This is a genomic window from Mycobacterium sp. 852014-52450_SCH5900713, from assembly GCF_001667075.1.
Classification (GTDB): Bacteria; Actinomycetota; Actinomycetes; order Mycobacteriales; family Mycobacteriaceae; genus Mycobacterium.
In genome coordinates this window covers 26,569-49,116 of sequence record NZ_LZIL01000040.1, presented here as the reverse complement: position 1 = coordinate 49,116, position 22,548 = coordinate 26,569, and the positions used below count along the sequence as shown (strand labels likewise).

The 22,548-nt window shown below is 69.5% G+C and carries 19 protein-coding genes and 2 pseudogenes; 10 read left to right on the top strand and 11 right to left on the bottom strand.

Features of this window, described 5'->3' with window-relative positions:
* Together A5773_RS11245 and A5773_RS11240 are read left to right on the top strand one after the other, a co-directional pair.
* Nucleotides 1–358, top strand: a pseudogene (locus A5773_RS11245) (hypothetical protein); the annotation flags it as partial.
* A gap of 232 nt (nt 359–590) precedes the next feature.
* Nucleotides 591–1,067, top strand: a complete 477-nt coding sequence (locus tag A5773_RS11240) for a YbjN domain-containing protein (protein ID WP_066947191.1) — start codon at nt 591–593, stop codon at nt 1,065–1,067.
* Here A5773_RS11240 and A5773_RS11235 read toward each other — a convergent pair.
* Nucleotides 1,064–2,267 (bottom strand): annotated as a pseudogene (locus A5773_RS11235) (acyltransferase family protein). The gene A5773_RS11240 and the pseudogene A5773_RS11235 sit on opposite strands and share 4 nt — an antisense overlap.
* Before the next feature lie 154 nt (nt 2,268–2,421).
* Here A5773_RS11235 and A5773_RS11230 point away from each other — a divergent pair.
* Both A5773_RS11230 and A5773_RS11225 read left to right on the top strand, forming a co-directional pair.
* Nucleotides 2,422–3,699 carry a DUF3068 domain-containing protein gene (locus A5773_RS11230; RefSeq protein WP_197505447.1) on the top strand — a complete coding sequence of 426 codons (1,278 nt, stop codon included), beginning with the start codon at nt 2,422–2,424 and terminating at the stop codon, nt 3,697–3,699.
* An 8-nt stretch (nt 3,700–3,707) separates the two neighbouring features.
* Nucleotides 3,708–5,441, top strand: a complete 1,734-nt coding sequence (locus A5773_RS11225; RefSeq protein ID WP_067790926.1) for a hypothetical protein — start codon at nt 3,708–3,710, stop codon at nt 5,439–5,441.
* An 18-nt stretch (nt 5,442–5,459) separates the two neighbouring features.
* Here A5773_RS11225 and A5773_RS11220 read toward each other — a convergent pair whose 3' ends face one another.
* Nucleotides 5,460–6,614 carry a glycosyltransferase family 4 protein gene (locus A5773_RS11220; protein WP_067264325.1) on the bottom strand — a complete coding sequence of 385 codons (1,155 nt, stop codon included), beginning with the start codon at nt 6,612–6,614 and terminating at the stop codon, nt 5,460–5,462.
* 123 nt (nt 6,615–6,737) lie between these two features.
* On the opposite strand from A5773_RS11220, the gene A5773_RS11215 reads away from it, so the two are divergent.
* The 4 genes from A5773_RS11215 to A5773_RS11205 all read left to right on the top strand — a co-directional run bounded on the left by A5773_RS11215 (nt 6,738) and on the right by A5773_RS11205 (nt 10,172).
* Nucleotides 6,738–7,505: a class I SAM-dependent methyltransferase gene (locus tag A5773_RS11215; RefSeq protein ID WP_066947181.1), complete on the top strand. Its 768-nt coding sequence runs from the start codon at nt 6,738–6,740 to the stop codon at nt 7,503–7,505.
* A gap of 94 nt (nt 7,506–7,599) precedes the next feature.
* Nucleotides 7,600–9,072: an aldehyde dehydrogenase gene (locus A5773_RS11210; protein WP_066947175.1), complete on the top strand. Its 1,473-nt coding sequence runs from the start codon at nt 7,600–7,602 to the stop codon at nt 9,070–9,072.
* A 312-nt stretch (nt 9,073–9,384) separates the two neighbouring features.
* Entirely contained in the window at nt 9,385–9,516 is a 132-nt protein-coding gene (locus tag A5773_RS26655) for a hypothetical protein (protein WP_255360740.1), read from the top strand.
* Nucleotides 9,517–9,605: 89 nt separating this feature from the next.
* On the top strand, nt 9,606–10,172 hold the full coding sequence (locus A5773_RS11205) for a TetR/AcrR family transcriptional regulator (RefSeq protein ID WP_066947651.1): 567 nt from the start codon (nt 9,606–9,608) through the stop codon (nt 10,170–10,172).
* A gap of 4 nt (nt 10,173–10,176) precedes the next feature.
* On the opposite strand, the gene A5773_RS11200 is transcribed toward A5773_RS11205, so the two are convergent.
* The 6 genes from A5773_RS11200 to A5773_RS11175 form a co-directional block, all read right to left on the bottom strand.
* A complete protein-coding gene (locus A5773_RS11200) occupies nt 10,177–10,473 on the bottom strand; it encodes a hypothetical protein (protein ID WP_066947170.1) in 297 nt (98 codons plus the stop codon).
* Nucleotides 10,470–11,963 carry a class I adenylate-forming enzyme family protein gene (locus tag A5773_RS11195; protein WP_066947166.1) on the bottom strand — a complete coding sequence of 498 codons (1,494 nt, stop codon included), beginning with the start codon at nt 11,961–11,963 and terminating at the stop codon, nt 10,470–10,472. The genes A5773_RS11200 and A5773_RS11195 overlap by 4 nt, the downstream gene beginning before the upstream one ends.
* A gap of 66 nt (nt 11,964–12,029) precedes the next feature.
* Nucleotides 12,030–12,806, bottom strand: coding sequence for a crotonase/enoyl-CoA hydratase family protein (locus tag A5773_RS11190; RefSeq protein WP_066947648.1), 777 nt, complete (start codon nt 12,804–12,806; stop codon nt 12,030–12,032).
* A gap of 117 nt (nt 12,807–12,923) precedes the next feature.
* The gene (locus tag A5773_RS11185) at nt 12,924–14,333 is read right to left on the bottom strand and encodes a wax ester/triacylglycerol synthase family O-acyltransferase (protein WP_066947162.1); all 1,410 of its coding nucleotides are present in this window, start codon (nt 14,331–14,333) and stop codon (nt 12,924–12,926) included.
* Between the two features lie 44 nt (nt 14,334–14,377).
* The gene (locus tag A5773_RS11180; RefSeq protein ID WP_066947158.1) at nt 14,378–15,559 is read right to left on the bottom strand and encodes an alpha/beta hydrolase; all 1,182 of its coding nucleotides are present in this window, start codon (nt 15,557–15,559) and stop codon (nt 14,378–14,380) included.
* 188 nt (nt 15,560–15,747) lie between these two features.
* A complete protein-coding gene (locus tag A5773_RS11175; protein WP_066947155.1) occupies nt 15,748–16,416 on the bottom strand; it encodes an SAM-dependent methyltransferase in 669 nt (222 codons plus the stop codon).
* A gap of 349 nt (nt 16,417–16,765) precedes the next feature.
* Between A5773_RS11175 and A5773_RS11170 the strand changes: the two genes are divergently transcribed.
* Entirely contained in the window at nt 16,766–17,665 is a 900-nt protein-coding gene (locus tag A5773_RS11170; RefSeq protein WP_066947152.1) for an alpha/beta hydrolase, read from the top strand.
* A gap of 7 nt (nt 17,666–17,672) precedes the next feature.
* On the opposite strand, the gene A5773_RS11165 is transcribed toward A5773_RS11170, so the two are convergent.
* From A5773_RS11165 to A5773_RS11155, 3 genes are read right to left on the bottom strand one after another with little or no spacing between them, the layout of a single operon-like run.
* Nucleotides 17,673–18,977, bottom strand: a complete 1,305-nt coding sequence (locus A5773_RS11165) for an amidohydrolase family protein (protein WP_066947147.1) — start codon at nt 18,975–18,977, stop codon at nt 17,673–17,675.
* Nucleotides 18,971–20,161, bottom strand: coding sequence for a CoA transferase (locus tag A5773_RS11160; protein WP_066947130.1), 1,191 nt, complete (start codon nt 20,159–20,161; stop codon nt 18,971–18,973). Before A5773_RS11160 ends, A5773_RS11165 begins: the two co-directional genes overlap by 7 nt.
* 18 nt (nt 20,162–20,179) lie before the next feature.
* A complete protein-coding gene (locus A5773_RS11155) occupies nt 20,180–21,196 on the bottom strand; it encodes a MaoC family dehydratase (protein ID WP_067790924.1) in 1,017 nt (338 codons plus the stop codon).
* Nucleotides 21,197–21,364: 168 nt separating this feature from the next.
* On the opposite strand from A5773_RS11155, the gene A5773_RS11150 reads away from it, so the two are divergent.
* Entirely contained in the window at nt 21,365–22,525 is a 1,161-nt protein-coding gene (locus A5773_RS11150; protein WP_066947124.1) for an acyl-CoA dehydrogenase family protein, read from the top strand.
* Nucleotides 22,526–22,548: the final 23 nt, after the last annotated feature.

The window sequence follows — 22,548 nt, the reverse complement described above, 5'->3', positions numbered from 1 at the left end:
GTTGTTGGCCATGGACGACGCCGGGGTAAGTGAAGTGCGGGCCGCTGTGACCCAGGCGGCGCAGCATGGTTCGGCTCAACTGGACCACGGTGCGACGATTCACCAGTTTTTCATCGAACCCGGCGCAGCTGAGGTTGAGTTCCATGAAGGTCTCGTGGTCTGGCGGCTCGATGCCACCAAGGCGGAAGAAATCACGGTATTGCTGGACTCGATGATCGGTTCTGGAATTCCCGAAGGCCACCACTATGTAGATATCTCCAAGCCTGCAGACATGCTCGTCCTCTCGCGAAACGAGTACCCCCTGGAACTTCTACCTCCCGAAGCCGTATACCCCCCGCCCGCCAATTCTGCTTTTTGAGGACCGTCGGGTCAGCAGCTGCTACGTCTACCTCGCCGAGATCGCGAACACGCTGGGGCACACGGCCGACGGCTCGGTCCTGGATCCGGTTGGCGTGCAGGCGTTCTGCATGACCCGTGGCGGGCTACAAGGTGCCCCATACCCTCGAGTCCGTCCACGCAGACCTGCAGGCCGGCGAGCCGGCCTGACGCACACCAAGAATCCTCCAAGCACGCGGCCCCATCATCGGGCGATGCAGATCGAACCGCTGAGCACGGAGCTGATCGACCGTTACCTGCGATCGCGTGAGTTGCGCTTCTTCCGCAGCGGTGACGGCGAGGAGTTCATGATGCTGCCCAGCTACGAGCGCGGCAGGTTGCACGTGAACCTGCGGATCAACGGTCTGCGGCGGGACATCTTCGAGATCTCGATCAGCCCCGCCGGGCACTATGCCGCGACCGAGCGACCGCGGCTGATGGAACTGGTCAACGACTGGAATCGCGAAACCCATTGGCCCAAGGCGTTTGTGCGCGAGACCGCCCAGCCGAGCCAGGTGAGCGTGGTCGGGGAGAACGCGTACCTGCTGACCGACGGCATCCACGTCGAGGGGTTGGGCAATCTCATCCGATCGACCGTCGAGTACGGGGCCGATCTGTTCCAAAAGATCGAGCGGGCCATCTGCCTGCCGTCGGCGGACACGCTCGAGGAGTGGATGGACCGCACCGGCTAGGGCGCGATAGCGTCCGCCTCGGCGTCGGCGACTTCGTCGGTTTCGGCCGGCCTCTCACGTTTCTCCCAGCGCCGCAACGCTTCCCGGCAGGGCGACTCGACCAGCCCGTAGCTGACCGCCGCGATCGCCCACCCGAAGATCAGCGTCAGCACCAGCACCGAGGGCATCCGGCCGGTGAACGCGAACGTCCCCAGCACCGGGAACACCATGGCCAGCGCGGCCAGGTGCCACACGAACAGGCCGTAGGACCACCGTCCCAGCGTCACCATGACTGTGCTGCCGAGCAGTCGGTGACCGGTGTCGACCCGGTCCAGCACCAGCGGGGCGACGAGCGCGAACGCCACGACTGCGCCCGCCGCCGTCTTGACCGCGAACTGGGTGGCGGTGCCCGGAATAAGGCCCTCCGGGCCGGCCAGCGGGGAGGCCGCAAGCAGGTAGGCCAGCACGGCGACGACGGCCATCGGCACCCGCCGGCGTGCCCACCGGTGCGGCAGGCCGACCGGGCTGTGGACCCATTCGGCCAGCAGCATGCCCGCGGCGAACCAGGAGAAGAACGCCGGCGGCCAGTTGAGCGGGTTGGTGCCGGCCCCGGAATGGAAAGGCACCCAACCCCAGGCCCAGCTCAGCGCCGCCAGCGCAGCGATCGCCGGCACCCGCGCGCCGACCGGCAGCCGCCGGGCCAGCAACGCCAGAATCGGCAACGCCAGATAGAAGCTGACCTCGACCGAAAGGCTCCACATCTGGGTCAGCCCGCCGGTCAGGGTGAGCGGCACATAGATCTGGAAGAGGGTCAGGTTGGCCAGCCACACGGTCGGGCTGGCGTGGTCCGCGTCGGGCAGCAGCGACAAAATCACGACGACCGCCGCCAAATAGGCGGGCATGATGCGAACCACGCGAGAGCGCAGATAGTGGCCGGTGCGGGGGCTCGGTCTCAGGCCGCGTGCCGCCGCGGCGTGGCCGCGCCACAACAGGAAGCCCGACAATGCGAAGAACACCGCGACGGCCAGATCGAAGCGGCCGAACAGCCGCCCGGTGACACCGCTGGAGTGCCCGGTCTGGAACGCGACGTGCGTGACGACCACGCCCATGGCCGCGCAGGCGCGCATCCCCTCCACGGCGGGCAGGAAGCTGCGCGTCCCGCCCACCTGCCGGCCATCGGTCACCCCCACAGTCTGCATCTGATGGGTTGGGAGAACGAATGGGTACACCCGAAGCACCCGCGCGATAGCGACAGGTTCGTAAGCCGGGGCCTTACGTTCTGCTGTTAGGGTCAAACGGGTTTGCCTCGGTGCTTGCTCAGGTCGGGGTGGGTCGCGGCTGACGGCGCAAGAGAGCACTAGGAGGGCACAGCAACGTGAACCGAGCAGTCATGTTGCGGTTCGCCGCATGCGGGATCATCGGTCTCGGGGCCGCCCTGCTGATCGCCGCGCTGCTGTTATCGACGTACACCACCAGCAGGATCACTAAGGTCCCGCTCAACATCGACACCACGCTGATCAGCGACGGCACCGGAACCGCGCTGGACTCCGCATCCCTGTCGACCGATCACGTCGTCGTCAACCAGAACGTCCCCCTGGTTTCCCAGCAGCAGGTCAGCGTCGAGTCGCCCGCCAACGCCGACGTGGTCACGCTGCAGGTCGGAACCTCGGTGCGGCGCACCGACAAGCAGAAGGACAGCGGGCTGCTGCTGGCGATCGTCGACACCGTCACCCTCAACCGCAAGACCGCGATGGCCGTCTCCGACGACGCCCACACAGGCGGCTCGGTCCAGAAGCCGCGCGCCGTCAACGACGAGAACCCACCCACCGCGATGCCCCTGCGGCACGACGGGTTGTCCTACCGGTTCCCCTTCCACACCGAGAAGAAGACGTACCCCTACTTCGATCCGATCGCGCAGAAGCCGTTCGACGTCAACTACGACACCCAAGAAGACGTCAACGGCCTGACCACCTACAAGTTCACTCAGAACATCGGCTACAACGGCGACGGCAAGCTGGTGGCGCCCGTGGCGTACCCATCGCTGTTGGCCGGCAACGAGGACGCCAAGCAGACCACCTCCGCGTCGATGTGGGGCGTGCAGGGCGGTGATCCGAACGAGCAGATCACCATGACGCGCTACTACGCGGCGCAGCGGACCTTCTGGGTGGACCCCGTGTCGGGCACCATCGTCAAGGAGACCGAGCACGCCAACCACTACTTCGCCCGCGACCCGCTCAAGCCGGAGCTGACGCTGGCCGACTACAAGGTCACCTCCAACCAGGACACCGTCGAATCGCAGGTCAACGCCGCCCGCGACGAGCGCGACCGGCTGTCGCTGTGGTCGCGGGTGCTGCCGATCACCTTCACCGCGGTCGGTTTGATCGCGCTGGTCGGTGGCGGCCTGCTCGCCTCGTTCAGCCTGCGGACCGAGAGCGCGTTGACCGATCCCGGCCTGGACCGGGGTGACCAGGACTTCTTCGGCCGCACCGGGCTCGAGGAGCCGGTGCCCGGCGCCGAGGCCGAGACCGAGAAGCTGCCCACGCAGCGCCCCGGCTCGCGCGACGATCCCGGCGCGGACGCGCCCACCCTCGGCTCCGATGAGCCGCCCGACTCGGGGCCGCCCGAGCCCGCCAGTCCGCCCGAACGGGAGTAGCCCGCCAGGTGCGCTGGACCCGACCCGGATACGCGTTGGTCTTGGCGCTGCTGGTGGTCGGGCCGCTGCTCAAGCCCGGTTACCTGCTGCTGCGCGACGCGGTGTCCACGCCGCGCTCGTATGTGTCCGACACCGCGCTGGGCTTGACGTCGGCGCCGCGGGCGACACCGCAAGACTTCGCGGTGGCGCTGGCCTCGCACGTGCTGGACGGCGGCGTCGTGGTGAAGGCGCTCCTCGTTCTGGGGCTCTGGCTCGCGGGATGGGGCGCGGCCCAACTGGTCGCGACGGCGCTGCCCGACGCGGGCGTGGCCGGCCAGCTCGTCGCCACCACGCTGGCGATCTGGAACCCGTATGTCGCCGAGCGGCTACTTCAGGGCCACTGGAGCCTCCTGGTCGGCTACGGCTGTTTGCCCTGGGTTGCGGCGGCGATGCTAAAGCTGCGGACGGCCTCCGGTTCGTTGTTCGGGTTGGCCTTTTGGATCGCGCTGGCCGGGCTGACGCCGACCGGTCTGCTGCTCGCCGCGACGGTCGGGCTGGTGTGCGTAGCCGTACCCGGCGCGGGCCGGTCCCGCCGGGTGTGCGCCGCGGCGACGCTGGGCGCCGCGCTGGTGGCGGCGCTGCCCTGGCTGACCGCGTCGGTACTGGGCTCGTCGCTGACCTCCCACACGGCGGCGAACACGTTGGGGGTGGCCGCGTTCGCGCCGCGCGCCGAGCCGGGTCTGGGCACACTCGCCAGCCTGGCCAGCCTGGGCGGGATCTGGAACGGCGAGGCGGTGCCGATCTCGCGGACCACCCTGTTCGCCGTGGCGTCGGCCATGGTGTTGCTGGGCGTGGTGGCGGTCGGAATGCCGACGGTGGTTCGCCGCCCCGCGGTGCGACCGCTGCTCGTGTTGGCGGCGGTGGCCGTGCTGGTTCCGGCCGGGCTGGCGACCGGCCCGGGACTGCATTTGCTGGGCGCAGTGGTTGACGCCGCGCCCGGATTCGGCGTCCTGCGCGACGGGCAGAAGTGGGTGGCGCTGGCCGTGCCGGGCTACGCGCTGTCGGGTGCGGGCGCGGTGTTGGCGCTGAGCCGGTGGGTGTGGCCGGCCCTGACGGCCCCGGTCTGCTGTCTCGCGCTGATCTTCGCGCTGCCCGACCTCGCCTGGGGGGTATGGGGCCAGGTGTCGCCGGTGCAGTACCCGCGCGGGTGGACTGCGGTGGCCGCCGCGATCAACGGCCAGCCCGCGACGGTGGCGGTGATGCCGGCCGGCACCATGCGGCTGTACTCCTGGTCGGGTCGGGCGCCGGTGCTGGATCCGTTGCCCCGCTGGGTGCGCGCCGACGTCCTGAGCACGGGCGACCTGGTCATCTCGGGGACCGTCATCCCGGGCGAGGGCGCCCGGGCCCGCGCGGTGCAGCAGTTGCTGCTGGACGGGCCCGATCCGTCCGCCCTGGCCCCGGCCGGGGTGGGTTGGCTGGTCGTGGAATCGGACACCGCCGGCGACATGGGGGCATCCGCCCGCACCCTGGATGCGCTGACGCCGGTCTACCGCGACGACAACCTTGCGCTCTATCGCATGGGCGGCCACACCGCCGGGGTGTCCGCCACCGCTCGCACGGCGACGCTGATCGCCCATCTGGCGTGGCTGGCGGCGCTGATGGTGGGCGGCGCCGGCGCGGCTGTCGGCGCCTGGCGCCGCCGCGCGGCGGCCGCTCCGCTGAACAACGGCGGCGCCACGCCGACAAACCCCGCCATGGATTGAGCCTCGCGGCGCCGGGGCTTACACCACGCCGCTGACCGGGTGGCCGGCCCGCATGGCCTCCAGGACCGCGCGCATGGCGTCGGCGCTTTGCCGCCAAGAGAATTCACCGCTTCGGGTGTGCGCCTTGGCGCCGAGTTGGTCGCGCAGAACGGGGTCGGAGAGCACCTGTTCGAGACGATCCACCAGTTCGGCGTGGGAGTCCACCAAGATCCCGGTCACCTCGTCGACGATCGAATCCGACAGGCCGCCCGAGGACCGGTAGCCGATGGTCGGGACCCGATGCTGGGCCGCCTCGACGACCGCCAGGCCCCAGCCCTCCTTGCGCGACGGCAGCAGCTGCACCCAAGAGCTTTGCAGCACATGGTGTTTGGTCACATCGTCGACGTGGCCGTGAAACGTCACCGCATCGGAGATGCCGAGCCGATGGACGTGGTCGACGAGCCGCTGTCGCCACCAGCCGTCGCCGACGATGTCGAGGTGCAGACCCGGTATCCGCGGCCGGAGCTGCGCGACGGCCTCGAGAGCGTCTTCGATCTGCTTGTGCGGAACCAGCCGCGACAGCACCACCACCCGGGGCGTGGCGGCGCGCGGGCCGGACAGCGTGCGCGCGGGGGCTTCGTCGAGGCCGTTGCGCACCACCGCGATCTGCGCGTGGTCGACGCCGAGCGCCACCAGGTCGCGCGCCGACGGCAGCGACACCGTCACGTACTGGTTGCGCCGGTTCAGCCATGGCGACAGCGTCGACTCGACGAACCAGCCGAGCCGGCCGAGCGCTGGGCCGGCCACCGGCCACTGCTCGCGGTGGCAGTGGTGCACCAGCACGACGACCCGCCGGCCGTACACCAGGCGGGCGAGGAACGGCAGGCCGTTCTGGGTGTCGACGACCACGTCGGGGCGTACCCGCCGCAGGGGTCCGAGGCCCAGCCGCGCGGCAGCCATCGCGAGTAGTGCCCAGACGTAGACGGAATACCGGCCGCCGGCGCGGTCGATGCGCACGCCGTCGACCACTTCGCGGCGAGGGGCCCCGGGGTAGCGGGCGGTGCGCAGGGTGACATCGATGCCGGACGCGGCCAGCTGCGCGCCGATGCGCTGCAAGTAGGCCTCGCTGCCGCCGCCCTGCGGGTGTCCGGTATCGCGCCAGCACAGCAGGAGCACGGAGCGCAGACCAGACATCACCGGTCAGCCTATCCCGGTGACCCAGCCCGGCAACGATGCGCGTCGCGGGCGGCGGCTATTCGGTCACTCGCCGCACTGACCTGGACCGCTCGATGCACCCATGCTGCGTAGGGTTGGCCGGTGGCCGTGACCGACGTCTTCGCGCGGCGGGCGACCCTGGCCCGCGCGCTGCGGCTGCTGTCCGAATTCCGCTTCGAACAGTCGGAGCCGGCCCGGTTCTATGGCGCGCTGGCGGCCGATACCGCGGCGATGGTGGGCGACCTGTGGCTGGCCGCGACCGGCGAGACCCCCGCCGGCCGCACCCTGCTCGACGTCGGTGGCGGTCCCGGCTATTTCTCGGCCGCGTTCGCCGACGCCGGGATCCGCTACGTCGGCGTCGAACCCGACCCAAGCGAGATGCACGCGGCGGGACCCCTGCCCGCAGGCGGGGACGGGAACTTCGTCCGCGCCTCGGGCATGGCGCTCCCGTTCGCCGACGACTCGGTGGACATCTGCCTGTCGTCCAACGTCGCCGAACACGTGCCGCGGCCGTGGCAGCTGGGCGCCGAGATGCTGCGGGTGACCAAGCCGGGAGGGCTGGCCGTGCTCTCCTACACCGTCTGGCTGGGCCCGTTCGGGGGGCACGAGATGGGCCTGACCCATTACCTCGGGGGCGCCCGGGCCGCCGCCCGCTACGCCCGCAAACACGGGCATCCGGCGAAAAACAACTACGGGTCGTCGTTGTTCGCGGTGTCGGCGGCCGACGGCCTGCAGTGGGCGGCCAGCACCGGGGCCGCGGTGGCCGCATTCCCCCGCTACCACCCCCGATGGGCGTGGTGGATGACCTCGGTGCCGCTGCTCCGGGAGTTCGCGGTCAGCAATCTGGTGCTGGTGCTGCGGCCCCGATAATGAAACATGTTCTCGTTTTGCGTCCGCTTGGGTAGGGTGGCGCCATGCGCGCCGGCGACGATGCGGCGCGAAGCAATGAGGAGGAGCGGCGCAGATGCCCGAGAGCCAAACGACGGAATACGACAAGCTTTTCATCGGCGGTAAGTGGACTGAGCCGTCGACCGACGAGGTGATCGAGGTGCGCTGCCCGGCCACCGGCGAGTATGTCGGCAAGGTGCCGATGGCGGCGCCCGCCGACGTCGACGCCGCGGTGGCCGCTGCCCGCGCCGCCTTCGACAACGGACCCTGGCCCACGACGCCGCCCAAGGAGCGCGCGGCCGTGATCGCCAACGCGCTCAAGTTGATGGAGGAGCGCAAGGACCTGTTCACCCAGCTGCTGGCGGCCGAGACCGGCCAGCCGCCGATGGGTGTCGAAACGATGCACTGGATGAGCTCCATCGGGGCGCTGAACTTCTTCGCCGGCCCCGCCGCCGACCAGGTCAAGTGGAAAGAGGTCCGCACCGGCGGCTACGGGCAGAGCATCGTCTACCGCGAGCCCATCGGCGTGGTGGGCGCGATCGTCGCGTGGAACGTGCCGCTGTTCCTGGCGGTCAACAAGCTGGGCCCGGCGCTGCTGGCCGGCTGCACCGTGGTGCTCAAGCCGGCCGCCGAAACGCCGCTGAGCGCAAACGCTTTGGCGGAGGCCTTCGCCGAGGCGGGGCTGCCCGAGGGGGTGCTGTCGGTGGTGCCCGGCGGGATCGAGACCGGCCAGGCGCTGACCTCCAACCCGGGAGTCGACCTCTTCTCATTCACCGGCAGCTCGGCCGTCGGCAAGGAGATCGGCCGGCGCGCCGCGGACATGCTCAAGCCGTGCACGCTGGAGCTCGGCGGCAAGTCTGCGGCCATCGTCCTCGAGGACGTCGACCTGGCGGCCGCGGTCCCCATGCTGGTGTTCTCCGGGATCATGAACACCGGGCAGGCCTGCGTGGCCCAGACCCGGATCCTGGCCCCGCGCTCGCGCTACGACGAAATCGTGGATGCGGTAAGCGCTTTCGTGCAGGCGCTGCCGGTGGGCCTGCCGTCGGACCCGGCCGCCCAGATCGGTTCGCTGATCTCGGAGAAGCAGCGCGCGCGGGTCGAGGGCTACATCGCCAAGGGCATCGAGGAGGGCGCGCGGCTGGTGTGCGGCGGCGGCCGCCCCGAGGGCCTGGACAGCGGCTTCTTCGTGCAGCCCACGGTGTTCGCCGACGTCGACAACAAGATGACGATCGCCCAGGAGGAGATCTTCGGGCCCGTGCTGAGCATCATTCCCTACGACACCGAGGAGGACGCGATCAAGATCGCCAACGACTCGGTGTACGGCCTGGCCGGCAGCGTGTGGACCACCGACGTGGAGCGTGGCATCGCGGTTTCGGAGAAGATCCGTACCGGCACCTACGCGATCAACTGGTATGCGTTCGACCCCTGCTGTCCGTTCGGGGGTTACAAGAACTCCGGCATCGGCCGCGAGAACGGCCCCGAAGGTGTGGAGCACTTCACCCAGCAGAAGAGCGTGCTCATGCCGATGGGCCACACGATCGAGGGCTGACCGCCCGGTACGCAGCGAGCGTGCACGCACCGCGACGAATGAGAAACGACCTCGCGGTGGGTGCACGTTCGGCGTTTCAGGCCCTGGGTGAAGGTGGCGGTGAAGGTGCCGGCGCCGGGGCCACAGCCCCAGAATTATGCAAAATAGCATAGAAACCTGATTGTTACGCCCACGTCAAACACGATTTACGATGGCGCGTGGCGACATTTCCCGTGGTTCGGCGCTTACATAGGGAATAGATTTGCTTACTAAACCGCTGTCTTATATGCTTCTAAGCATAATCATGGGCTGCACTCAGGCCGGGAGAGAATCATGTGGATCATCGAGCTGAACATCGGCGGCTATCAATTCACCCGCGAGATGCCCGACCTCAAGCGCCGGAATTTCCGCTTCAGCCCACGCAGCATGCATTGGCCGGTACTGCGGCATTCACACGCTGCATGACGTTAGCCACGGGAGGCACGAGAGTGGCGACCACGAGCGAAACAGTGCAGGAGCTCACCCCGACGAAGCGCGGCGGCACGCGCAGAAAAATGCTGGCCAGCGCCGCCGAGGTGATGCGTGAACGAGGCGCCGCGGGAGTGACCATCGATGCGGTGCTCGCCCGCAGCGGCGCGCCGCGCGGATCGGTCTACTACCACTTCCCCGACGGCCGCAATCAGATTCTGATCGAGGCGCTGCGGTATTCCGGTGATTCCATCACCGCGATGATCGACGACGCCGCCGAGCAGGGCGCCCGGGTGCTGCTGGGCAGGTTCGTCGAATTCTGGGAGCGTCTGTTGACCGAGGGCGGCTTCACCGCCGGCTGCCCGGTGGTGGCCGCGGCGATCGGCTCGGACGACGACGATGCCCGGCTTTCCGCCGAGGCCGGCGCCATCCTGGGCCGCTGGTGCGCGTCGCTGACCCGGGCCTTCACCCACGACGGCTTCGACGAGCCGTGCGCCGCCTCGCTGGCGGTGATGTCGATCGCCGCGCTCGAGGGCGCCATCGTGCTGTCCCGGTCGACCGGCAGCATCGACCCGTTGCGTCAGGTTGGCGACCAGCTCGAATTCCTGATCAAGGCAAGGGAATTCGTGCTTCGCAATAATATCGGGGAGTAACTCCTCAGTCGCTGGCCGGAAGCGGCTTGACCTCTTTCAGCTGCAGCGCGGTCGCTCCGACGCTTAGGCTCCCGGCGCCCGGCTTGGTCACCAGCACCTCGGCACCGGTCTCGTCGACGTAGCGCTTGCCCATCACGGTGCCGTCGGCAAAGGCCGGGTCCAATTCGCCCGAACGCTCGCCGCCAATCGGCACCATAGGCGCACCGCCACAACGCAAGTCGTCGAGGCTGTCGGCACTCCTGACGACGATCACCTGTGTGTCACACACCTGGCTGGCCAAGCGGGTTCCGTTCTTGATCATGCCTTCAGCCCTTCTAGCATCTCGATGATCTCCCGGCGAAGTACCTTGCCGGTGGGGGTCGTGGGCAGCTCGTCGCGAAACACTACCCGGTCCGGGGTTCGCGACCCGCGCAAGCTTTTCCGGACATGCTCGCGCAATTCCTCGGGATCCGGTTCCGCACCGGGGCGGGGCACCACCACCGCGACGATCGCCTGGCCCCACTGCGGATCCTCGACACCGACCACGACGACGTCCCGCACGTGCGGGTGCTCCACCAACACCTCTTCGAGCTCGGCGGGCGCGATGTTCTCACCACCGCGGATGATGGTGTCGTCGCTGCGGCCGCCGATGAACAGGTAGCCGTCCTCGTCGAGCATGGCGATGTCTTTGGTTGGGAACCAGCCGTTTTCGTCGAGCACCGAACCGATCCCGGTGTAGCGTCCGGAGACCTGCTCGCCGCGGACGAACAGCTCGCCGGTCTCGCCCGGCCCCAGCACGTTGCCGTCCTCGTCGCGAATCTCGATCTCGATGCCGGGCACCGGCTGACCGACCGACGCCAGCCGCCTGGCGACCTCCGGTGCCTCCGCGGCCTGCGCGGCCCGGTGGTCGTCCGGGGTGAGTACGGCGATGGTCGAGCTCGTCTCGGTCAGGCCGTAGGCGTTGACGAAGCCGACGCCCGGCAGAAGTTCGAGGGCCCGGCGGACGAGCGGCAGCCCCACCTTGGACCCGCCGTAGGCCAGGTTGCGCAGCGACGGCAGCTCGTGGCCCTCGGCCTCCAGCGCGGCAACGATGCGATCCAGCATGGTGGGCACCACGGTCGCGGTGGTCACGTTCTCGGCGTTGATCAGCCGAACCCATTCCTGCGCATCGAAATTCGGCAGATAGACCATCTTGCGCCCGGCATACAGGTTCGACAGCGCGGCGCCCACCCCCGCGATGTGATACGGCGGCACGCAGATCAGTGCGGCGTCGCTCTCGGCGGCCGACTCGAATTCAACCGTGCCGGTCACGTAGCTGGTCAGGTTGTTGTGCGACAGTTCGACGGCCTTGGGCTGCGACGTGGTGCCCGAGGTGAACAGCACGATCGCGACCGAGTCCGGGTCGGGGAACTCCGCGGCCGGCTCGTTGTCGCGGGCGGCCGCCAGGAATTCGTCGGTGGTCATCAGCCGCGCCGCGGCGTCGCCGACCATGTCCCGGTAGCGGCTGTCGACGATCACCACGGGCTCGGGCAGGCGCTCGATGAGCGCCTGGATGCCGTCGGCGGAGAGCCGGTAATTGATCGGCGTGAACGGCAACCCGGCGCGCGCGGCGGCGAAGATCAGCACCGGCAGCATCGCGCCGCCGGTGCCCACGTAGGCGACGTGCCGGGCATTCGACCCAGCGATCACCCCGGCGCCGCCGTCGGCGAGATCGCTGAGCTGCTGCGTCGTCAGCCGAGTGTCGCCGGAGACCACCGCGGTCCGATCGGGATTGCTCGACGCGGCCATCTCCAGAAGCAAAGAAATGCTCATCCTCGGTCTTCCTGGATCCCCACGCCTTTACAAAACTTAGTCACAGTGTAACCCGTCCGGCCGACGTCAGCTGCCCGTCCAGCGCGGTGGGCGCTTCTCGGCGAACGCGATGGCGCCCTCTTTGGCGTCGTTGGACGCGAACACCGGACCCAGGATCGTGTTCTGCTCGGCGAACATGTTCTCGGGGCTCCAGCCGCGCGACTCGACGATGATCCGCTTGGTGGCGGCCACCGCGAGCGGCCCGTTGGCGGCGATCTTCTCGGCCAGCGCGATGGCCTCGTCGAGCGCCTTGCCCGGCTCGGCCAGCACGTTGACCAGCCCCAGCTTGTGGGCGCGCTCGGCCGGCAGGTTGTCGCCGGTGAGCGCAAGCTCCATGGCGATGGCGGACGGGATGCGCTGCGGCAGGCGCAGCAGACCGCCGCCACCTGCGACCAGCCCGCGCTTGACCTCGGGGATGCCGAAGGCCGAATCCCTGGACGCGACGATCAGGTCGGTGGCCAGCGCCAACTCGGTGCCGCCGGCCAGGGCGTAGCCCTCGACCGCCGCGATCAGCGGTTTGATGGGTGGGCGTTCGGTGAAGCCCATGCCGCGCCCCTGAACGATGGGGAGTTCGCCGCGCGCGAAGGCCTTGAGGTCCATGCCCGCGCAGAACGATCCGCCGGCGCCGGTAAGGATGCCCACCGAAAGACCCGGGTCGCCGTCGAGCCGGTCGACGGCCTCGGCCAGGCCGTTGGCCACCGCGGCGTTGACAGCGTTCTTGGCCTTCGGCCGGTTGATCGTGATGATCAGGATCCGATCCCGCTGTTCGACCAGGACCTCGGGTTCGCTGGGTTCTTCGCTCACGGTGCTCACGTGCCGCACAGCTCCTTAAGGGTAGGGATGGCTGCTTATCCGACCGATGGTAACGGTCGGCGGAAACGGCATTGGCACCAGCCGAGAGTCCCGTTTCCGGGACAGTCCTCAGGCGGGCGCCATCGCGGCTTCGACGACGGTGAGTTCCTCGGAAAGCCCTGCGGCCCTTCGTATTTCGATGAAGTCCGCGACCATGGCCTCGGTCACCTCGTGCGGGTCCTTGAGCGTCGCACCGTCGGACAGCACCGAGATGTTGAGCTGGTCGACGTAGCTCCACACGGTGATGTTGAGGCCGCTACCGGCGGTCAGCGGGCCCACCGAATAGATCTCGGTGACCAGCGCCCCGCCGACCCGCCCGCGTTCGCGTGGGCCGGGCACGTTGGAGATGTTCAGGTTGAGGATCTTGTTGTGCCCGTCGCGGCCGGACGCCCACCGGAAGAAAGCCTGGGTCGGCGCGGGCGGCATGTAGGCCGCCCAGCGGCTGACCAGCTCGGGACCCATCAGCTGGTTGCTTTCCTTGGCGGCGATGGCGTTCTCGTGGGTGCACCGCACCCGCTCCAGCGGATCGTCGGAGTCGGTCGGCAGGCCCACCAGCACGCCGGTGAAGCGATTGCCGGAGATCCGCTCGGGCGAGAAGTCGAAACTCATCGGCACCGACGCCAGCAGGGGCACGGCCGTGCCGTCGTAGCGCAGCAACAAGGTGCGCAGGGCACCGGTGGCCATGGCCAGGACCATGTCATTGATCGTCGCCCCGAGCCGCTTGCCGGTCTCCTTGACGTCGGCCAGCGCCAGGGTGGCGGTGGCGAACCGGCGCTCCGCGGTGATCTTGTGGTTCATGAAAGTCGGTGGCGGTTCGAACGGCCGGCTCAACTCCGGTGACAACTTGCGTGAGCTGCGCCGGACCCGGCCCAGCCCCTGCGCGGTGTAGCGGACCGTCGCGGGGATTCGCCCGACGTGCCGCAGGTGATCCGCGAACGCCGAACCCATCAGCTGCCGGGCGGTGGGCGCCGGGTCGGACATGTACGGGCCGCCCTCCGGCCCGGGCTGCAGGTCCATGCCGCGGGCCATCAGGTTGGCCGAGGCGACGCCGTCGGCGAGCGCGTGGTGGATCTTGCCGACCACGGCGATCCGGTTGTTCGCCAGCCCTTCGATGAAGTACATCTCCCAGAGGGGGCGGCTGCGGTCCAACGCAGTGCTGGCGATGCGCCCGATGGCGTCGTCCAGCTCGCGCCGGCCGCCGGGCGCGGGCAACCGCATCGGGCGAATGTGGTAGTCGAGGTCGACCTCGCAGTGCTCCCGCCACATCGGGTGGTGAAGCTGGAAGGGAATCTCGACCAACTGGTAGCAGAATGGCTCGAGCTTGCCCAGCCGGCCGCGGATGACTTCGCGAAACGCCTCGACGCCGAAGTCAAGCCGATCTGAATCGAGTTCGATCACAGCGGCTTTGATGGTGTGCATGTGCACGTTCGGCGTTTCGCTGTAAAGCAGAACCGCGTCCCACCCGCTCAGCCGTTTCACCGCTGCCCCTTACCCATAAAGGGACCATACTCAGCAGCGGCAGTTCAGATAACCTCTTTGGCCGCGTTTGTCTTGGTGCGATAAACCTGGTTGAGGAACAGCGAAGTCGCGTGCGCCGCCGCTCCCGCCCGCTCCCCGTCGATGAGGTCGTACCCGTGGCCCGCCCCGGGCAACTCCAGGTAGCCGACCATCGAATGCGAGACCGCCCGCATCCGTTCGACGAAGCTGCGCGCCTGTTCGACGGGGATGACGCTGTCCTTGCTGCCGTGAATCACCAAGAACGGCGGGGCATTTCGGTGCACCCTCGCCATCGGCGACGCGTCGCGGAACACCTCGGGGTGACGGTCGATCCTGCGTTTGACCACGACCCGCTCCAGGAAGTCGACGAACCGGTCCCGCTCGGGAGTCGAGCGGTCCTCCCAGTCATAGCGACCGTAGATGCCGACCACGGCGTCCACCGAGGTGTTGGCGCCTTCGGGCAGCTTTGCGTGGTAACCCGGGTCATCGGGGGTGAGGCCGGCCAGTGCGGACAGGTGCCCGCCGGCCGAACAACCCGCCACCGCGACGAAATCGCGGTCGCCGCCGAACTTGTCGACGTTGGCGCGCGCCCACGCGATGGCCGTCTTGACGTCGATGATGTGCCGCGGCCACCGGTGATGCGGGGCGACGCGGTAGTCGATCGCCAGGCAGACCCAACCCTGCTCGGCCAGCCGGGACATCAGCGCGGAGCCCTGTCCCATGCACCTGCCGTGCACCCAGGCGCCGCCCGGGACGAAGATCAGCACCGGCGCGGGCTGGGCGGGCAGGTCCTTGCGGCGCCAGACGTCGAGCACTTGCGCGGGGTGGTCCCCGTAGTGGACCGCGCGACGGTGGAGGTAGCGGCGCTGACGCATCGCGTCCCAAATCGGCGGGGTTCGTAGCGCCGCGGGCCATTCCAGCTCGAGGTCGGCGGCCGACACGATCCCCCGGAGGGCCGCCAGGGACACGTCCCGAGTGCTCTCCCGATCCCGGCGGCGAATCTCCTCGCTGTCCGACGGCTGCCGAGGCTTGGTCATGCCGGAGAAGAAGTCCGGGGCGTGCCGTGCGCCCCAGATGCCCATCGCGGCGAGGCCACCGAGCGGTTCGAGGTGCTTGCCGACCACCGGCAGCGAAGCACCCGCGGCGCTCAAGGCCAGCGCGTAGTCGCCCGGACGCGCCCGCAGCAACTTTTTCGCGCACGATGTCATACTCGGCCTCCTTGCCGTCGTGTTAGGGCAGCGTACCCCCGGCCCCGGGTCCGAAACTGACGTTTGCGTCGACGCGACATCCGAGATCTGAAAGACACCTGGCGTGCGATTGCCCTGCGCAAATACGGGCTGCTATCGGCCGCCGTGGCGTTTGCTATCGGGGTGGTCCGAGGCCTGTTGCGACACGCTCACATCGCCGCCAGGCAGGCGATGACCCGCCCGCCGATCAGGCGGACACCGGTCAGCGTCAGACCGACCTGCGCGGCGAGCGCGGCGGCGCTGTCCGCGCCGACCGACGCCCACCGAAACCAGGGCCCGATCTCGCGTGCGGACTCCAGCCGGACCCAGCGCGAACGGATGCCGATGTTCTCGGCGTCGAACTCGGCCACGCAGTGCCCACCGCGGGCCAGCAGCTCGGCGGCCCGGCCCAGGATGCGGCGCGGGTCGCCGCCGAGGCCGACGTTGCCGTCGACCAGCAATACCGTCTGCCACAGACCCATCGCGGGCAGCGGGTCGAACACGTCGCCCAGCAGGACGGGCGCGCCGCCGCGGCCCGCCAACCGGATCGCGGCCACCGAGCGATCGATGCCCAGGGCCGGTATCCCCCGCTGAATCAGCCGGGCCACCAACCGGCCGGGCCCGCATCCCAATTCGATGGTCGGCCCGGTGCACATCTGCGTGACGGCTTCGTCGAAGACTTCGTCGAAGGCGTCACCAGAACCATCACCGGGACACACGTCATCGGGACATCGCACGCCCAGCCAGCGGTGGGCCGGCAGCGGTCGCAGCTCGCCGTCGTCATGGCGAATCCAACATCGCTCGCCGCCGAGCGCCCGATCGTAGAGATGCCCCAGCATTCACGTCCCTCGCGTCCTGCCCGGCCGGGCGGTCCACGCTCGGTCCCGGTGAGGGACGTTGCGACGACGAAACGCTGGCGCGTACCGCCCTCGCCAGCATTCCACCGATACCCCGATATTTCTTCGGCTAATCCACCGCCCTGGGGAACGCACCCGGGCGCGGAATGGTTCATCCGCGATCGCTTCGCTGAAGGCCGGCCCCCCGCGGCTGACCTGCACACAGGCCTTGCCGAGCACGGTGTCGACGAACCGCGAAGCATTTCCTGGCACGTTGCCTCCCGAAATCTGGATCACCGCATCCCACTGATACCAGGCCACTCGAGCGTTCCGCGTCGGTGATACTGATGCGGTGCCGAACACCGACGTTCACCCTGACCTGCAGCGGATCGCCCGTTTCACCCCGCGCCGACTCGTCGGCCCCCGGACCCTGCGGCTCATGCGGGCGGCGACGGCCTTGCGCGGGCGACTTGGTAAGCCCGCCCGCGACGTCGAGGTGATCACGCTCGGTTCTGGGGCCGGCGTCCGGCTGTTCCGGCCGGTCGGCGTGGTCGAGCCGACCCCGGCGCTGCTGTGGATCCACGGCGGCGGTTACGTGATCGGCACCGCCGAGCAGGACGACCGGCTCTGCAGAGCGTTCAGCCGGCGACTCGGCGCCACCGTCGCGTCGGTGGAATACCGCCTGGCGCCCGAACATCCGTATCCCGCCCCGTTGGAAGACTGCTATTCGGCGTTGACGTGGCTGGCCGGCTTGCCTTCCGTGGACCGCTACCGGGTGGCCATCGGCGGCGCGAGCGCCGGTGGCGGCCTGGCCGCAGCCCTGGCCCTGCTGGCCCGCGACCGCGCCGAGGTGAGCCCGGCATTTCAGCTGCTGAGCTATCCCATGCTCGACGACCGCAGCTCGGCCACCGCCCGCAAGTCCCACTATCGGCTCTGGGACAACCGCAGCAACGAGTTCGGTTGGGCGGCGTACCTCGGCGACGCCGACCCTCAGGTGGCCGTGCCGGGGCGCCGCGATGACCTGGGCGGGCTGCCGCCGGCCTGGATCGGGGTGGGCACGCACGACTTGTTCCACGACGAGGACCTGGCCTACGCCGAGCGCCTGACGGCCGCCGGGGTGCCGTGCCACGTCGAGACCGTTCCGGGCGCCTTCCACGGCTTCGACCTGGCCGTGCCCAAAGCGCAAGTGTCGCAGCGGTTTTTCGACAGCCAGTGCGGCATTCTGCGTTCCGCGCTCGCCGCCGCGCCGTGATCGCCGGTCACATCGCGAAGTAAACGAGTTCGCCGCCGATGATGGTGGCCGCCACCATGCCGGCGTCCAGCTCGGCCAACGCCGTCGCCGGCGGCTCGCTCAGCACACAGAGGTCGGCCGGCTGTCCGACCGCGACGGTTCGCGCCCGTCCCGGTCGCTCCGGCTCCCCCAGGAACATCGTCAAAGCCTCTCGGGCAGAGACACATTCGTTGGCGTTGAGGACGGTGCCGCTGAGGGTGGTGCGGTAGACCGCGGCGCGCATCGCCGTCCAGGGGTCGCCGTGACCGAAGGGCATGTCGGTGGACAGCGCCACCGGCACCGTCGCCTCCACGAGAGAGGCGACCCGCCACAGCTGAGGATGCTCGGCGGCGGGGACGTCGGCGAGGTAGTGATCGCCGCGCTCGGCGACGAAGTTGGGCTGCGTCACCACCGTGACCCCCAGGTCGGCGAGGTCGGCCAGGTTGTCGTCGGGCACGACGGCCGCGTGCTCGATGCGATCCCTCGGATGGCTGCCGGCCGCCCGCAGGGCCGCGATGGTGACCACTAGTTGGGCCGCGGTCACGCAGTGCACGGCGACCGGCCGGCCCGCGTCGTGCTGACCGGCGATCCAGTCCGTCAGCCCGTCCAGGTCGAGGCGGTCGTCGTGCAGGATCTTCTTGCCCGGACACAGGAAACTCGGCCGTGGCCGGAACTCCCCGCGCCGGTGGGCCACCATCAGCGACACCATGTCCTCGGCGTCGAGGTCCGGGGTGGCGTCGGTGACGCCGGTGACGCCGGTCGCGGTGATTCGCCGGCTCAGTTCCGCGAGGTCGCTTTCGCGCCGCGTCAGCAGGTCCGACCAGCCGTGGTCCGCGCTGCGCAGGCGCCCGTCGGGATGTTCGGCCAGCCCGACCCGGCCCAGCGCCTCGGAGTTGAGGATCCATAGCGCCCCACTGCGGTGCTGGATGCGCACCGGGACGCTGCGAACCATCGCGTCGAGGGCGGTCCGGTTCAGGTCGCCGGCCACCGACTCGTGGTAACCGACGGCGCGAATCCACCCGTCGGGGCCCGGCGTCGCATTCGACAGCAGCTGTGTCAGTTCGGCTTTGGTGCTGACCCCGGGCGGCCCGACGAAGAACGAATCCAGCGCGGAGGCCGCCGATCGCAGGTGCACGTGGTGGTCGTGGAGGCCGGGCAGCACGACCCCGCCACCGGCGTAGAGCACGCCCTCGCCGCGCTCGGCGACCAGGCCATCGCCGATTTCGTCGATCTGCTCGCCGACCCGGACGTCGGTGGTCGTCCCGTCCAGCAGCGTGGCGCGCCGAATCAGCATGGCGGGCAGCCTCGTTCGGCCACCATTGTGCGCACCGCCGCGTTGTCGGCGCCCAGCCGCGCCGCCGGGCGGCCCGGCGGCGGAACCGGCGGGGGCGGGGCGAGCAGGTCCGAGAGCGACGCTTGGGTCGGCAGCGCCGCGTAACCGGCGGCGACGGCGGCCATGGAGACCTCGATGAGCTCGCCGCCACCGCGGCCCAGTGATTCGGCGACCGCCCGCATGGCCTCCAGCCCCGTCAGCGGATCGGCGATGGCGTCACCGCAGAACACCGGTCCGTCGGCGGCGACGCCGACGAGGCCGCCACCCACCGCCGCGTCATCGCCGAACGCCGGCCTGGCGTCGTCATATCCGTTGATGCGCAACCAGATTCGGCCTCGACCCGGCTGAACATCGTCCGGCCCGAGCCGGCGCCGCGCCAGCGCCGCGGGGCGCGAGCCCTCGATGACCACGTCGGCGGCGGTGAGCAACTCGCGCAACTCGTCGGCCTGCCCGTCGAAATCGACACAGTACGAAAGCTTTTGACCGTTCACCCAGTCGAAGAACGCCCGGTTGCCGCCGCGGGTACCGTCCGGGCGGTCCGGGCGCTCGACCTTCACGACGGTCGCCCCGGCACTGGCCAGCAGCTGTCCGCACAGCGGGCCCGCCCACATCGAGGACAGGTCGGCGACCAGCAGCCCCGTGATGTCGCGCGCCGGTCCGCGGCCGCCCCGTGGCCGTGTTCGCGGCGGGGCGGCCGCGGCTTCGCCCAGACCCGCCGCGGGGATGTCGAGCAGCGTTGCGCGCTCCACGATCGCGCAAAGGGGTTGCGTTGCCGCCCAGCGCCGCAACGTCGGCCAGGGGTCGCAGGCAGCCTCATCGGTCTGCACCAGCGCGGGAACGGCGGCGACGTCGTCCGGGCGCGACAGCGTGATCGCACACCAGCCGTCGGCGGCGCCCAACAACCGGGTGGCGCCACCGGCGGACACCCGGCCGCCGCGGGTCAGGCCCAGCAAGGCGGCCCGCCCGGCCAGCAGGCCCGCGACATCGACGGTGATGCCCCAGCGCTCGGCCACGGCCGCGGCCACCCGCCGGGCGTGGGTCAGCACGTTCGCGCGGGAGAAGTCGGGCGGCCCATCCGGCAGGCCGGTCAGATAGGCCAGCCCGCTGCTCCCCCACATCGACGTAGCCGAGCTCACGTTCCCCATTGTGCTCGTGGTGCGCGCCTAGAACTGCAGCGCGCTGAATCGCCAGTCCAGCACAGCGCGGTCGGGTTCACCCGCGACGTCGCTGATGGCGTAAACCAGTGACCGCAGCCCCAGGACGCCCCCGTGGTCGGTCGGCTCGGCGGACTCGACGTGCAACTCGCTGTAGAGGGTGTCGCCCTCGTGGACGGGCCCGGTGTGATCGCAGGACTGCCAGCCCAGCACCGTCGCGAGGTTGGGCAGTAGCCTGCTCGCCTGCGCGAGCGCCAGCCCGATGGTATGGCCGCCGTAGACCAGTCGGCGCCCACTAACCCGCGAATCATGGTGGGTGGCAGCGATGTTCAAAGTGAGCCGGGCCAGCTCGGGCGCGCTGCTCACCACGTCAGCCGTGCTGCACAGCACCGCGCCGGCCAGGCTTGAGTGAAAGTGCGGACCGGGCACCTTGGTTCGGAACACCTCGCCGTCCCAGTGTGCGACGGGGTCGGTGGCCGGGCCGGGCGCGCCGGCGCCGATTCCGGACAGGTCGTCGCCGGGCGCAGCAGGGGGATTCGAGTCCGGGCCGGCCGGCAGCATCGCGCACCGGTAGAAGTCGAGGACCAGTCGATCGGCCTGGTCGATCGTGATCATCCGAAGCGCCGCCAGCCCCGTCGGCGCCCGGCCAGGCTTCGGCGAATTGGCCCGTAGCCCAACCACTTCGGTGCGGGTGTAGATGGTGTCGCCGATGACGGGGAACCGGTGAAACGTAAGGCCGCGGTAGAACAGGTTGGCCTTGACGCGCTGGGTGGCCAGTGTCGACTGGCCGATCGCGACGTCACACACCAGCGCCGGGTGCGCCAGCGGTCCCGGCACGCCGGTCACGGCGGTGCACAGCACGGCATCGCACGCCAAGCGCAGCCGGTCACCCACGATCGCCTGGTGGGCCGCGGCCAGCCCCGAGGACAGCGTGACCGCGGGCGCCCAGTCGAAGACCTGGCCGACCGAGAGGTCGTCGAAGTACGGCCCGCCGGGGCGGGTCCGGGCATACCCGTCACTAGTCACAACGCCACATGCTGGCAGGGTGTGGAATAGAGGGTCAACCTCGTGGCGATCGCGAGCGCGGCGAAGCCGGGCGAAGCGGGTCGCCACCGAACAACCTCGTGGCGATCGCGAGCGCGGCGAAGCCGTGCGAAGCGGGTCGTCACCATCAACGCTGGAGGGCGACAGCAGGTGAATGACGAAGAGGACATGCTGGTGGCCACGGTGCGGGCGTTCATCGACCGCGACGTCAAGCCGACCGTCCGCGAGGTCGAGCACGCCAACACCTATCCCGAGGCGTGGATCGAGCAGATGAAGCGGATCGGCATTTACGGCCTGGCTATTCCGGAGGAATACGGCGGATCGCCGGTGTCCATGCCCTGTTACGTAAGGGTCACCGAAGAGCTGGCCCGCGGCTGGATGAGCCTGGCCGGGGCGATGGGCGGGCACACCGTGGTGGCCAAGCTGCTGGTCCTGTTCGGGACCGAGGAACAAAAGCGGGCCTACCTGCCGGCGATGGCGTCCGGCGAGCTGCGGGCCACGATGGCGTTGACGGAACCGGGCGGCGGGTCGGACTTGCAGAACATGACGACGACCGCCCTGCCTTTCGACGGCGCGGACGGCGCCCCTGGCGGCCTGCGGATCAACGGCTCCAAGACCTGGATCAGCAATGCGCGGCGGTCCGGACTGATCGCGCTGCTGTGCAAGACCGATCCGAATGCCACGCCCCGCCACCGCGGCATCTCGATCGTGCTCGTCCAGCACGGGCCCGGCCTCACTGTGTCGCGGGACCTGCCCAAGCTGGGCTACAAGGGCGTCGAGTCGTGCGAGCTCTCCTTCGACAACTTCGTGGCACCCGAGTCGGCGGTGCTGGGCGGCCAGATGGGCGAAGGCTTTTCGCAGATGATGAAGGGACTCGAGACGGGCCGCATCCAGGTGGCCGCCCGGGCGCTGGGTGTCGGCACCGCGGCGCTCGAGGACGCGCTGGCCTATGCGCAGCAACGGGAGAGCTTCGGCCGGCCCATCTGGAAGCATCAGTCGGTGGGCAATTACCTGGCCGACATGGCGACGAAACTGACGGCCGCCCGTCAGCTCACCCGCTACGCCGCCGAGCGCTACGACAGCGGCGAGCGCTGCGACATGGAAGCCGGGATGGCCAAGCTGTTCGCCTCCGAAGTGGCAATGGAGATCGCCCTGAACGCCGTCCGGATTCACGGTGGCTACGGTTACTCGTGCGAATACGACGTGGAACGCTACTTCCGCGACGCGCCCCTGATGATCGTCGGCGAGGGCACCAACGAGATTCAGCGCAACGTGATCGCCGGGCAGTTGGTGGCGCGGGGCGGCATCTGAGCCCCGCGCCCGAATGTGCGGGC